Source organism: uncultured Bradyrhizobium sp. (genome assembly GCF_964252615.1).
Taxonomy (GTDB): Bacteria; Pseudomonadota; Alphaproteobacteria; order Rhizobiales; family Xanthobacteraceae; genus Bradyrhizobium.
On the sequence record NZ_CAXUNQ010000058.1, the window covers coordinates 1 to 13,701 of the forward strand.

Sequence of the window (13,701 nt, forward strand, 5' to 3'; positions counted from 1 at the left end):
CGTCATGGCCGGGCTTGTCCCGGCCATCCACGTCTTGATCCACGCGCGGCCGCAAAAACGTGGATGCCCGGGACAAGCCCGGGCATGACAAAGGGTAGAGCCGCGAAACTGTCGAATACTCGTACAGGTTGAGTCGACACAATCGCCGCAAAAATTCATCGGCCCAGCGTGCCTCAATTTCGCCGCAAGACTTTTCGCGAAAAAACGCTTGCCTTCAGTTTGCCGCAAGACTCGCTGCGCGCGTTAATGTGCAAGCCATGCGCAAATTGCAGATCGTCCGCAAGTGCTTTGTTGCATTGGATTTTCGGGGCGCATCGCGAACGCGGATCGACCGCGCCCGCTGCCAATCCCACGTAACCGCCTGATCCTGCAGCCGAATCCGCCGCGTATTGAGGGCGGCCCCCGGCCGTCGCGCTTAAACCCTTCCACCGGCTCGATTTTCGACTGTCACAAAGCGCCGGAACCGGCGGAAACGGCGGCCTTGGCCGCAATTCAGCCGCAACGCGCCTGAGGTTTGCCGCAAGACTTGCCGCCTTATATGTGACGTGTGCTAAACCCTTGACCTAGCGCACGTTTCTCAATCTGAGGGGGCCTAATGCGCCGGCTCCGGCGACGACAGCGCCGCCGGCTTGTTCAGCAGCAGCACCAGCAGGCTCAGGCCGAAATAGAACACCGTGAGGATAAAGAAGGCGTCGCCATAGCCCATTACCACCGCCTGGCGGTGAACGATCTGCGACAGTTGCTTCATCGCCATCAGCGAGGCATCGCCCGCGCCTGAAAATTTCTGGGTGAACATGTTGAGCGTTTCAGTCGCCGCGGCGTTTCCCCACGTCACCCGGTCATGCAGGCGCGAGATGTGGAGGTCGGTGCGTTCGTTCAGCACCTGGTTGATGACCGCGAGGCCGACCGCGCCGCCGAGATTTCGCGTCAGGTTGAACAGGCCGGAGGCGTTCTTCACCCGTTCCGGCGGCAGCGTGCCCAGCGCGATATTGTTGGTCGGCACCATCGCGAACATCATGCCGATGCCGCGCAGGATCTGCGGCACCAGCAATTCGTAGAAATCGTAGTCGCGGGTGATCGAGGTCATCTGCCAGGAGCCGAGCGCAAAGATGACGATGCCGGCGGCGATGATCAGGCGCATGTCGACCTTCTGCATCAGCCGTCCCACGATCGGCGCGGTCAGGAACATGGTGATGCCGGAGACGAACATGGTTTCGCCGATCATCAGCGCGCTGTAGCCGCGCACTTCGGCCAGATAGCGCGGATATATGTAGGTCAGGCCGTAAAGGCCGATGCCGACGCAGAACGAGATCAGGCAGCCGACCGCAAAATTGCGGTTGGTGAAGGTGCGGATGTCGACGATCGGTTCTTGCGCGGTCAGTACGCGATAGAAGAAGGCGATCGCAGAAACCACGCAAACCGCGGCGCAGACCGCGACCGACGTATCCTGCAGCCACTCGTATTGCGGCCCCTCCTCCAGCACGTATTCCAGCGAGCCCAGAAAACCCGCCATGGTGATCAGGCCCCACCAGTCGAAGCGGTCCAGCAGCGCGAAATCGGGCTGATCGAAATCCACCAGCGCCAGCACGCCGATGGTGATGCCGATGCCGGGCACGATGTTGATGAAGAACAGCCAGTGCCACGACATCCAGTCGGTAATGACGCCGCCGACCGTCGGCCCCACGGTCGGCGCCAGCGTCGCGACCAGGCCGATGATGGGGCCGACGATATGGAATTTGTTGCGCGGAAACACCGTATAGGCCGATGCGAACACTGTCGGGATCATGCCGGCGCCGAGAAATCCCTGGATCGCGCGCCACAGGATCATCTGCTCGATGGTCGAGGCGAAGCCGCACAGGAAACTGGCGATGGTGAAGCCGGATGCGGAAATCGCGAACAGCAGCCGGGTGCCAAGCGCGCGCGACATGAATCCCGAAAGCGGTATCGCGATCACTTCGGCGATCAGATACGACGTCTGGACCCACGACACCTCGGTCGAGCTCGCCGACAATCCGGCCTGGATCTCGGCCAGCGACGCCGAGACGATCTGGATGTCCAGGATCGACATGAACATCCCGAACACCATGATCAGAAACGCGAACAGCCGCCGCGGCGAAATCCGCTCCGACGGCACGGCAACCGCGTTCCTCATCGACGGCGTTGCGGGGGTGACGTCCGCCATGGGCTGTCCGGTCTGACTTGTTTCGATCAGGCGCACGCCTGACTATTGCGGATGAACCATTTGCGGCGCATCGAGATCGGCGTCGCTGTCCGCATCCTTGGCGCCTTCGCGGGTATCGACCGTGGTGTAGACCGACATCCCGGCGCGGAGCAGGTTCTGCCGCGCGACCTCCTTGGGCACGCGAATGCGGACCGGAAGCCGCTGCACGATCTTGGTGAAATTGCCGGTGGCGTTGTCCGGCGGCAGCAGCGTGAATACCGAGCCGGCCGCCGGCGAAATGCTGTCGACGACACCTGCGAATTTGCGATGGCCATAGGCATCCACCGAGATCGTCACCGGCTGCCCGGGCCGGATGCGCTTGAGCTGGGTTTCCTTGAAGTTGGCATCGACAAAGACGTCGTTGAGCGGGACCAGATTGCCGAGCCGCTGCCCGGCCTGAATGAAATCGCCGGTATTGACCAGGCGGTTGGAAAATGTGCCGTCGACCGGGGCCCGGACCGAGGTAAAGTCGAGATCGCGTTCGGCCTTGGCGAGCGACGTCTTCAGTTCGGCGAGTTGCGCGCGGGCCTCATCCTGCTGCGCCTTGGTCACTTCGACGCCGTCGCGCGCCGCGTTGTAGGCCGCCTGCGCCGACTGCACCGCCGCGGCACCCTGATCGCGCCCCGCCTGAGACTGTTCGAACGTCGCCCGCGAAGCAAACCCCTTGGTGCTCAATGCCTGCTGGCGATCGAAATCGAGCTCGGCGCGTTTCATGTTGGCGTCGGCGGAGGCGAGCTGCGCCCTGGACTGCTCGGCTGCACTCTGCATCGCCATGACCTGACGGCCGATACGGTCGATCGTCGCCTGCTGGGTGGCGATCTTGCTGCGCGCCGCGTCCACGGCGATTCGGTAGTCGCCATCGTCGATTTTGAAGACGACCTCACCGGCGCGAACCAGCACGTTGTCGTTCGGAATAATCGCCGCGATGTGGCCGGATATCCGCGCGCCAAGTATGGTGTTGTTGGAGCGGACATAGGCGTCGTCGGTCGCGACGTAGAAGCGCCCGACCAGCGTGTAATACGCGCCATAGCTCACGGCTGCGAGCGCGAGCAGCAAGACGATTCCCATCAGGACGAATTTGCGCTTGCCGGATTTTGCCGCAACGGCCGCGGCCGGTGCGGCAGAAGGCGTATCGGGGGCTTTGTCGGATGCTGGCGCATCCGCTGCGCGGCGCGCGGCCGGATCATCCGGCGGAACGGCGCGGCGCGGCTCGACGGGAACGGTGCGGGCTGACTCGCTATCATCCGCATCCGGTTCGGCGCGGATGATACGGGCGGCCTGCTCTCTCGCTACGGCCATGTCGGCCTCCTGGCTACATTCCACGACATCGCACCGCCCAATGGCGTGAGGACGCTAAACCACCATCAAATATCTTGACCGAACGGTTCGGTCAAGATATTTTCCGAATGACGCATCGCGAGACCTCCTTTCGAAACATTTCGGCGGGGGACTTTTCGGAAAAGCTAAACACATGGCTGCATCAACACGCGCAACGCTCTCTTTGGTTGCGGACGAAGACAGTTCGAAGCGGCGGCAGATTCTCGACGGCGCGCGCAAGCTGTTTCTGGCCATGGGCTTCGACGGCGCCAGCATGGGAGAAATTGCCCGCGCGGCGGGCGTTTCCAAAGGCACGCTCTACGTTTACTTTGCTGACAAGAACCGACTGTTCGAAGCCATTGTCGAAGAGGAAGTGCTCGACCAGCAGAAGGTAGCGTTCAATTTCGATCCCGATCGCGACGTTGCCACGACGCTGCGGGAATTCGGCCAAGCTTATATCGAGTTGCTGTGCCGGCCGGGCGGCGGATCGGCGATCCGCACCGTGATGGCGATCGCGGAGCGAATGCCCGAGGTCGGCAGCCGCTTCTACAGCAACGTGGTGGCGCACACGATCGCCAGGCTTGCCGCTTATCTGGATGCGCGCGGTACGGCGGAGCTTGAAATCGAAGACTGCGAATTGGCGGCCTCGCAATTCATGATGGCATGTCAGGCGTCGCTGTTCCTGCCCTTCGTTTTCCAGGCTTCGCCGGCGCCGTCGGCGGAGCGGATCGCGCAAGTGATAGAAAGCGCGACCCGGATGTTTCTTGCGGCCTACCGGGTCACGCCCCGCTAGATTCACGCATGCCTCTGGTACGCAGCGAGGCCACGCGGCCGCGAAAATTCCGGACATGACCTGAAAGTCGCAAATGAGCACGATGACGATCAACGGCCGCAGCGAGCGCCTTCCCGATGATCCCGATGCGCTTCTCATCGATGTCGTACGGGGTGCGCTCAACCTCACCGGAACGAAGCTCGTATGTGGCGCGGGCGTATGCGGAGCGTGCACCGTGCTGCTGGATGGCGCGCCGGTGGTCAGTTGCCTGGTGCCTGCACGCAACGCCGCGGATAGATCGGTGACAACGGTCGAAGGCATCGGTGCCGGCAAACTGCACCCGGTTCAGAAAGCGTTCATGGCGCACGATGCCCTGCAATGCGGATTCTGCACGCCGGGCTTCATCGTCGAGGCTGCGGCGTTTCACGACCGCTGGCGGAGAGCCGAAGGAACGGCGACGCCGTCGCGGGAGCAAATCGGCGCCGCACTTTCGGGGCATCTGTGCCGGTGCGGCGCCTATGACGGCATTTTCCGCGCCGTGGCGGAAGCATGTGCGGGCCGATACGATGCCGAGGATTTCGTCTCTCCGCGCGTCGAGGCGCGCGAGAAGGTGACCGGGCGCGCGAAATACACCGTCGATATCCGGCATGATGGACAGCTCGAAGGCGCTATCCTCCGCTCCCACGCCGCGCATGCGCGGATCGTCGAGCTGGACCTCGCTCCGGCACGCGCGATTCCCGGCGTGAGGGCGGCGGTGTCCCTGCTGGGCGACGACCGGCTCGTGCGCTACGTCGGCGACCCCATCGCAGCCGTCGCGGCGACGGACCGCAAGACTGCACTCGAGGCCGTTGCGGCCATCGCAATCGTCAGCGAAAGCCTGCCGTCGGTGGTCGGACTGGACGCGGCACGCCAACCCGATGCGCCGGTCGTTTTTGAAAAATCCAGCAGGAAGAAAGCCGGCAACGTCTCGGAAGGCGCGGGATCGCCGGCGCCCTGGAAAGGCAACATCCGCGGCCCGTCCTCGGCGTTCTCGCACAGGGCGGGAAAAGCGCGCAACTGGGTCGCGGCCGCACGCGAGTCGCAAAATCCGCTGCTGGTCGAGGGGATATTCCGGACCGGCACGCAGCAGCACGCCTGCCTGGAGCCGCACGCCGCCGTCGCTCGCTTCGATGGCGACCGGCTGACCGTGCACGTCTCGACGCAGGCAGTGTTTCACCTGATGGAGCTGATCGCCAAGCGCTATAAGCTCGACCATGACAAGATCAGGGTGATCGCCGACCATGTCGGCGGCGGCTTCGGTTCGAAATCCGGCCTCGGCATGGAGACCATCGCGGCGATCGAACTCGCGCGCGCCGCAAAGGCCGCGGTGGGAATCGCATTCGACAGGCATGAAGAACTGTCCGTCACCGGTTACCGGCCGGCGGCGGAAGTCAAAATCGCGCTGCTGCCTTCCGAAACCGGCGATCTTAAAGCGCTGTCGCTTACCGCCCATGCCGATACCGGAGCCGCGGTGAATTCGACCATCGCGGCGCTGGCGCGCCTGATCTATCCGGCGGAGGCAAAGGAGCTGGCCGACTTCGACGTCATCAGCAATCTGCCGCCCGGTGCCGCCTTCCGCGGTCCCGGTGGACCGCCGATGGCCTTCGCGCTGGAACAGGCAATCGATGAAGCCGCAGTTCGGATGAAGGTAGATCCGATCGCACTGCGCAAGCGCTGGGATCCCGATCCGAATCGCCAGCGTCTTTACGATTGGGCCTCCAGGCTCGAGGTCTGGCGCAATGCGACGCCGGCGCCGCAGACCGGCCGCTATCGCCGCGGCGTCGGCATCGCGACCGGATACTGGCTCTATCTCTGGCAGCCCGGCTCGAAGGTCGAACTGGCGGTCCAGGGCGGACGCCTCATCGCGCGCACCGCGACTCAGGACATCGGTACCGGCAGCCGCACCGTGATCGCCAACACGATTGCGCACGAATTCGGTCTCGAACCATACGAGATCGAGGTCCGGATCGGAGATTCGAACCTGCCGGAAGGACCGGGCTCGGGCGGCAGCCGGACGACGGCGTCCGTTGTCCCGCCGGCGTTGCTCGCTGCACAAAAGCTCAAGGCCGCCATCCAACGACATTCAAAACAGCCGCCTACCCCGGGCTCCAACGCGCCATGGCGGGAGATGATCGCAGCCTCCCCCGACCTTGTTGAAGCAGCGGATAGGCCTGAGGACGGCAAGCCGGCGACGCCGAAAATCCGGTCGCCGCTGAAAGACGCCGGCTTCATGGGGATGATTTTCGGCTGGATGATGCGGCGATTCTCCAATCTCGCCATCGGCGCCGGCGTGCCAAGCTCGGTGCAGGTAATCGAGGTGGAGGTCGACACCTGGCTCGGGCACGTGCGCGTGCTCAGTGTCCACACCGGCATTGCGGTCGGCAAGATCGCCGCGCCGGCGCTCGCCCGCAGTCAGGCGGCGGGCTCGGTGATCCAGGGCATGGGCTATGCGCTCTATGAAGCGCGCGAGCTCGATTCGCGGAGCGGTGATGTCCTCACCGGCGGAATGGAGGATTACCGCATCCCCGGCATTTCAGACACGCCGCCCATCGACGTGCATTTCGACCAAGGCGGTTTCGACCACGTGCTCGGCGGCAGCGTCGGGATCGGCGAGGTCGCAACCGTTCCGACATCGCCGGCAATCGCCAACGCCATTCGCAACGCCACCGGCATTCGGCTGACCGAACTCCCGATCCGGCCTGACCGTCTCATCGCCGCGCTGAATGGAAGGAGCGCGGCATGACCACCTGCTCGATTCATGCGGCCGAATTCCGCGCCGCCGGAACCGATCTTTCCGAACGGCGGCGCAGCGGCGTTTCGAAAGGACCGCTGATCGACATTACCGCAGCGCCCGACACTATCGGGATACACTGGGGCGCGGACGGCGCTGCGCGCATCGGAGCCCTCACCACCATCTCCGCGATTGCCGCCGACGCCGGCATCGGCCGAGCCTATCCCGGCCTTGCCGCCGCCGCGCAGGGTCTTGCGACGCCGCAAATCCGTCATCTCGCCACGCTCGGCGGCAATCTCGCGCAGCGCTCGCGCTGCTGGTATTTTCGCAATCCGCGCATCGCCTGTCTGAAGAAGGGCGGCACCGAATGTCCCGCCCGCGCCGGCAATCATCTCTACAGCGTCGCCTTCGATCTCGGCCCCTGCGTGGCCCCGCATCCCTCCACCATGGCAGCGGCCCTGCTCGCCTACGAGGCCAGCGTTTCAACCGACCGGCGAAGCGGGATGACGATCGGCGAACTCCTTGGCGACGGCTCCAACGGCACAGCGGACCACGCGCTTGCGCCCGGTGAAATGATCCGGAGTGTGGAGCTTCCGACACCGGTCCCCGGCGAGCGCGCGCTCTACAAGCGCGCCATCAGCCGCAGCCATGCGGAATGGCCGCTGGTTGAAGTGTGCGCCCGCGCCGTCGTCTTCGGCGGCGCATTCCAGATCATCCGCATTGCCGCCGGCGGTATTGCTCCGGTGCCGCTCCGCCTTATCGCGTCCGAGGCCGCGTTGCAGGGCGTACCGGCAAACTCGGCGGACATCGCCAATGCCGCGAGGCAGGCGACCGCCGCAGCAAAGCCGCTGCCGATGACGGCTTACAAGCTCGATCTGCTGCGCGGCGTGGTCTACGACCTGCTGCTGCAGCTTACCACCGCGTAAGGCGGATCAGCGAAGCGTAATCCGCCTACGTTCGACTGGAGCGGCTCGTCGCATAAGGTCGGTCCGGATTCCGGGTGACGGCAGCAATGCTAATCGTCTTCGAATTCGTCTTCTTCTTCGATCCTGGACCTGGACCGGTGCGACGGCGCGTGCCGTCCGCCCAGCGATCCCGTCACCGAAGGCTCGCGGCTCGCATAGGAGCTGCCTTGGGAACGGCGCGCGGCGACCTCCTCGCCCGATACCGCGGCGGGCTGGCAGATGATGCGGCGGCTGGCGCGGCGCATCAGGTCGACGTGGATGTGATCGTAATGGTAGACGTTGGAGCCCGGCGCCAGCACGGTGTTGAACTGCTGGCATGCCGCGCCCTGCACGTCGCGCAGAAAACCCTGCTCTTCCGGCGTTCCCTTCCAGCCATCCTTGACCGTGATGCGGCGGCCGTCGGCCAGCATGAACGCCGCGATGTCGAGCGCATTGCCGAAGGCGTGCTCGGAAATGTGTGCGCGCGAATTGCCGTTCATGCCGCGGCAGGAATAGGCCGAGATCTGCTTGATCTCGACCACCCGCACGCCAAACCATCGCATCGCCGACGGCTGCACGGAGTCAGCCAGCCAGCGATCGAGCGCCGAGACGATCGGACAGGCCAGGGTCGCCGTCGGCGTCACCACGACCGGACCGAACGCGGCAACCGGGTTACCCTGCGACGGCCCGAGCCGCGGCAGCGGCGAAAGCTCTTGCGATCCGCTTGCGGCAAACCCCGGGCCATTTGAAGGCGGCGTGGAATAGCGCTCATTCTGGGGATAGGTCTCGACCCGGCCGGCAGGCGCGCGGATTCGCGGCGCGCTCATCGGCGAGACACCCGCCGACGGACTGCCCTCGGGCGGCAGTTCGATCCCGTCTTCGCCGGAGACGACGCCGGGCGCGGTCAGCGAAACCGGACCATTGGCGCTCGCGCCGTAGCCGGGCTGCCGGGCCGCAGTTTCCGGATAGTAGGATCCGGGCGCCGCCGGCTGCGCTTGCGACACCGGCCACCGCGGCTGGTTACCGCCGATCCCCGCCGGGGGCCGCAAATCATCGGCGAAGCCAAAGCTCCCGCTGCTTTCGCCGAGAGCTGCGACCTTGAGCGGGAATTCAGCGCCGCACACGCCCGGACCCGAAATAGGATTGATCCGGACCAGATCGGCGTTCTCCTTCACCGCGCCGGATTTCAGACACGCCACCTCGGCCTCGGCCCGCCACGGTTCGCGCTCCGCGGACTGAAAAAAGCCGCGGCCGCAACCTGCCAGAGAAACGAGGACGAGGGAGCCGACGAGATAAAAACGAACTCCGTGCGCCATCCGCGCATGGTGGTCGAATTTATTTAAGGACTCTTCAACGCGTTGATTTTACGAAGTTTTAACCATGATTCCGGCTATGGGAAAAAGCCAATAGACAGCAAGGCTGACTTTAATGTCCGGGAACGATCGGCTACCTTCCTTGTTATCGGGCAGCGGCGCTACCAGGGAGAACTCCCATGACTATCGTCAGCAGACTGAGTGTTGTTACGGCCTATGTTGCATTCGCCTTTGTCGGCGCGATCGTGCTGGGCGTGATCTAGCACCAGCCCACCCAATCAGAGCCCGGCGGTCGGACCGCCGGGCTTTTTGGTGCGAAGAAACAATTCTCCCGTCGACGAAACCGTTTTGTGCCCGCGACGCAAAACTGCTGAAACCATTACCCCGTATTCACACGCCACGACGCGCCGGGAATAGGCGCACCACTCTGGCGCATATGGGGCATCCAATGATTTTTTCCAAAACCATCATCGCGACGACGTTCGTGGTCGGCATGCTGTCGACGGCTTGCCATGCCTACAGCCCCGAACAGGAGCAACTTTGCACTGGCGACGCGATGCGGCTGTGCAGTTCTGAAATCCCCGACGTGGAGCGCGTGACCGCCTGCATGATCCGGCAGAAAGCCCAGTTGAGCGACGGCTGCCGGTCGGTGTTCGCGCCGGCGCACGCAGCGGCTCCGGTCGCCTACAAGCCGCCTAGGGCCAAACCGTCGAAGCCGATGAACCTGACCCCGGCCCGGGTGAAGTAATCCCGCAGTCGGCGCATTGCGATCAGCAGCAGATAGCCCGGCGGTTTTCGCCGGGCTTTGCTTCACCACGTGTACCGTGCCACACCCTTGCCGGCGATGCTGGTAGTGACATTGGAGAACGCCCCCTCGAAGGTGGCGGCGAGCGCAAAACCGTTCAGCCATTTCATTTCCGCCGATGCGGAGACGAGCGCGGCGTTGGCGGCTTGTGCGGCGCCATTGACGACGAACGATGTGCCCGGCAAGGTTTGGAACGTCGCGCCGATCGTGCGGTCGGTGTTGAAATCATGCGCCCATGCCGCGCGGCCGCGCAAGACGAAGATGCCGTTCGACATCGCGAATGACCTGTCGGTGCGGATGCCGATTTCGCTCCGCGTATCGGCCGCGCTTTTCGAGGCATAGCTCAGTGCGAACGTATTGGCGCCGGCGATGGCCTGCTCCGCATAGGCCGGAAGATCGAAGCGGGTAGATTGCCCGGCCGCGTAGGGCGTTACGCCCATCGCCGTCCACGGCGTGACGAAGCGATAGCCGGCCTCGAGCCGGCCCGAAACCGCGGTCGCATTGAAACGCGCGCGCAGCAGATCGGTGCCGGCAGCGGTCACGCCGCGGTCCGTGGTGACGTCCTGCCAGCCATAAGCGAGCGCCGCCGACAGGTAGGCGGGGCCGGCGGTGCGGCGCACGAAGGCGCCTGCCTGGAACAGATCGGAGCGGCCGCTCCCGGAACCGTTGACATTGAAACCGGTGCCGCCGCCGGCGATGGCGAACCCCGCCAGCGTACGGGGCGAGAACAGGTAGTCGGCGCCGGCCGCGACGCCGCCGATGCCGCTTCGTGTGCTGTTGGAGCCGGGCACCGGATCGCCGGCGGTGGTTTGCGATCCGCCATAGCCTGCCGCCCATAAGCTCCAGCGCGGATCGTAGCTGTCGCGCATCGGCGCCTTGCGATAGATCGCAGCATAGGCCTCGCGCTCGCGCATGGTCCGCGGCGTGCCGTTTGCCGCATAAGCGCTTGCGGCGTCGTTCGCTTCGGCAAATTGCGATGCGCCCGGCGGCACCACGCCATCGCCACGGCCCGCCACGAACGGATCGGTCAGCAAGCCGAGGAACAGGTTCATCGCATCGAAGGTGGTCTGCTGCGAAGCCGTGGCCAATTCGCCCGAAGCCTGTGACAGTCCTTTCGGCGAAAGGCCGCCAAACACCGCCGGAATGCCGCCGCTGCTGTTGAAGAAGTTGACCAGCGTATCGGCGACGTTGTGCTGGTTGACATTGAGGCCGGAGCCGAAATTCGGCGCGGGGGTGGGAACGAAATTCAGCGCCAGATCGATGTAAGCATTGTTGGCGTCATAGCTCAGCGTCGAGGTGAAATTGGCCGGCACGTTGGCGTTGACGATCGAACCGAAGGTGCCGCTGACGCCGCCGGCCGCGGTGAGGATGGTGTATTTCCTGGAGACGTAGTTTCCGCCCAGATAGACCGCCGCCGCGGTGCCGTTGAGAGACGCGGTGCCGCCGACATTGGCGGAGGAGGCCGAGGTCGGATTGAGCGCTACCAGGTACATCGCGCCGGACTGGAACGCGAGATTGCCGGCCACCGTCATGGAGGAGCCCGGCGTTCCGTTGCCCGGCGCGAAGACGCCGCCGGAAACCGTGAGATTTGCAACCGTGCCCGAACCCGTGAACGTGCCGCCGCTGACACGCGCTCCGCCGTTCAGCGCGCCGTTGTTCACCGTGACGCCGGCGGTATTGGTCAGCAGGCCGGATACCGTCGCGCCGGCGTTGTTGTTGAACGTCCCGGCATTCGCAATCGCGCCGGTCCAGGTCAGCTTGTTGTTGATGGTGCCGGTATTGGAAACGACGTTGCCGGTCCAGGCGCCGCTGTTGGTGACGACCGCCGCATTGCCGAGAACGTTGCCGGTCCAGACGCCGGTCGCGGCATTGGTGATGCTGCCGGCGCCGGTGTTGGCCGCGACGTCGGCGATATAGGCGCCGTTGTTGGCGATGGCGCCGGCATTGTTGAGATCGTCTTTCACCGCGCCGCCGAGCGCGACGGCGATGGTGCCGCCGGCATTGTTGGTGATGCCGCCGAGGGTGGCGATCAACTGGCCGCCGCTGGCGACGGTGATGACGCCGCTGTTGGTGAGCAAACCCTGCACGGTATAAGAACCGCCGGTGCCGATCGCGAGCGTGGCATTGGCGGCATTGCTGAACATGTTGTCGCTGGTGACCAGGTTGGTGACGTTGAAGGTGGCACCCGCATGGTTGGCGATCGCGCCGTTGATCGCGCCGCCGGCTGCGTTGACCAAGGCGATGCTGGTCAGGCCTTTCGAAATCGTTCCGGTCGTGGTCAGGCCGCCGCCGGTGACGTCGGCGCCGCCGTCGAGGCGACCGGCATTGACGGTGGTGCCTCCGGTATTCGTCAGCAGGCCGGAAACGGTGCCGCCCGCATTGTTGTTGAAGGTGCCGGCATTGGCGACGCTGCCCGCGACCGAGCCGGAATTGCTGAAGGTCGCGTTGTTCGTCACATTCGAGGTGATGCCGCCGCCCGCAGCGATGGCCAGGGTGCCGTTCGCGACCGTGGTTGCGCCGGTATAGGTGTTGGCGCCGCTCAGCGTGGTGGTGCCGGTGCCGGCCTGCCGGAAGGCGCCGGCGCCGGAGATGACGCCGCCGAGCGCAACGGCGTTGGAGCGGTCGACCGCCAGCACGCCGTTGTTGACCACGTTGCCGACGATCGAGCCCGTGCTGCCGCCATTGCCGAGCTGCAGCGTGCCGGCGCCGATCGTCGTTCCGCCGGTGTAACTATTGTCGGCGGTCAGGGTCGTGGTGCCGGCGCCGAGCTGCTGCAGAGCGCCGGTGCCGGAGATGGCATTGGCGACAGCGAGCGCATCAGACCGGTTGAAAGCGAGTATGCTATTGTTGGTGACGGCGCCGGTCCCGAGCGAACCGGTCGTTCCGCCGCCGCCAACTTGCAAGGTACCCGCGGAAATCGTGATCGGGCTGCCGAGAACCGTTCCGGTCAGGATGGTCGTGCCGCTACCGGCCTGTTCAACAAACCCTCCTGAACCGATGAAGCTTCCGAAGAGAAGCGTATCGGACCTATTGAACCGCAGGGTGCTCGTTGTTCCAAGAAAGCTAACGCCGCCTCCCAATGAGCCGGAGGTGCCGCCATTGCCAATCTGAAGAACTCCGTCCCAAATGACGGTCCCGGCTGCAACGTTCGTGCCGGTTAAAGTCAGAACGCCCGGGCCGAACTTCGCTACCAACCCTGATCCGGTGATATCGCCGGCAAAGGTCGTATTATCGGTTCGGGTGAACCATAGCTGATTGAGCGTATTTCCCGACGCGCCTGCGACATCTACGTTGCCGGACAGAGAACCGGCTGTCCCGCCATTAACCCCCCGCTGGAGAGGCTGCCGACGGCCAGCACGCCCGAGACGATCCTAGTTCCGCCGGAAAAGGTATTTGTCCCGGTCAAGCCGAGAAAGCCGCCGAGCACCTGCAGGGAGCCGCTGCCTGAAACGGCTCCGCCGAAGTCGAAAATATTGGTGCGGTTGTAGGTCAGCCGACCGTCATTGAGCACGTTGCCGACAATCGAGCCGGTCGTCCCTCCATCGCCGAGTTGCAGCGT

9 protein-coding genes and 1 pseudogene are annotated in these 13,701 nt (G+C 64.5%); 4 read left to right on the forward strand and 6 right to left on the reverse strand.

Going from position 1 to position 13,701, the window contains the following annotated elements:
• Positions 1-592: 592 nt before the first annotated feature.
• A complete protein-coding gene (locus ACFE72_RS21125; RefSeq protein ID WP_375415077.1) occupies positions 593-2,182 on the reverse strand; it encodes a DHA2 family efflux MFS transporter permease subunit in 1,590 nt (529 codons plus the stop codon).
• Between the two features lie 42 nt (positions 2,183-2,224).
• On the reverse strand, positions 2,225-3,520 hold the full coding sequence (locus ACFE72_RS21130; protein ID WP_375415078.1) for an HlyD family efflux transporter periplasmic adaptor subunit: 1,296 nt from the start codon (positions 3,518-3,520) through the stop codon (positions 2,225-2,227).
• A 172-nt stretch (positions 3,521-3,692) separates the two neighbouring features.
• Here ACFE72_RS21130 and ACFE72_RS21135 point away from each other — a divergent pair, with 172 nt between their 5' ends.
• The 3 genes from ACFE72_RS21135 to ACFE72_RS21145 all read left to right on the forward strand — a co-directional run bounded on the left by ACFE72_RS21135 (position 3,693) and on the right by ACFE72_RS21145 (position 8,006).
• Positions 3,693-4,331: a TetR/AcrR family transcriptional regulator gene (locus ACFE72_RS21135; protein ID WP_375415079.1), complete on the forward strand. Its 639-nt coding sequence runs from the start codon at positions 3,693-3,695 to the stop codon at positions 4,329-4,331.
• Positions 4,332-4,404: 73 nt separating this feature from the next.
• Entirely contained in the window at positions 4,405-7,092 is a 2,688-nt protein-coding gene (locus ACFE72_RS21140) for a molybdopterin-dependent oxidoreductase (protein WP_375415080.1), read from the forward strand.
• Positions 7,089-8,006: an FAD binding domain-containing protein gene (locus ACFE72_RS21145; protein ID WP_375415081.1), complete on the forward strand. Its 918-nt coding sequence runs from the start codon at positions 7,089-7,091 to the stop codon at positions 8,004-8,006. The genes ACFE72_RS21140 and ACFE72_RS21145 overlap by 4 nt, the downstream gene beginning before the upstream one ends.
• An 89-nt stretch (positions 8,007-8,095) precedes the next feature.
• Here ACFE72_RS21145 and ACFE72_RS21150 read toward each other — a convergent pair whose 3' ends face one another.
• Positions 8,096-9,340, reverse strand: coding sequence for an extensin family protein (locus tag ACFE72_RS21150; RefSeq protein ID WP_375415082.1), 1,245 nt, complete (start codon positions 9,338-9,340; stop codon positions 8,096-8,098).
• 445 nt (positions 9,341-9,785) lie between these two features.
• Here ACFE72_RS21150 and ACFE72_RS21155 point away from each other — a divergent pair, with 445 nt between their 5' ends.
• Positions 9,786-10,085, forward strand: coding sequence for a hypothetical protein (locus ACFE72_RS21155; protein WP_375415083.1), 300 nt, complete (start codon positions 9,786-9,788; stop codon positions 10,083-10,085).
• 62 nt (positions 10,086-10,147) lie between these two features.
• On the opposite strand, the gene ACFE72_RS21160 is transcribed toward ACFE72_RS21155, so the two are convergent.
• The 3 genes and pseudogenes from ACFE72_RS21160 to ACFE72_RS21170 all read right to left on the reverse strand — a co-directional run.
• Complete coding sequence (locus ACFE72_RS21160) at positions 10,148-13,045, reverse strand: autotransporter domain-containing protein (protein ID WP_375415094.1); 2,898 nt, start codon at positions 13,043-13,045, stop codon at positions 10,148-10,150.
• Between the two features lie 213 nt (positions 13,046-13,258).
• A pseudogene (locus tag ACFE72_RS21165) lies at positions 13,259-13,336 on the reverse strand (hypothetical protein); the annotation flags it as partial.
• 92 nt (positions 13,337-13,428) lie between these two features.
• Positions 13,429-13,701 (reverse strand): hypothetical protein (locus ACFE72_RS21170; RefSeq protein WP_375415084.1); only part of this gene is annotated, 273 nt, incomplete at its 5' end.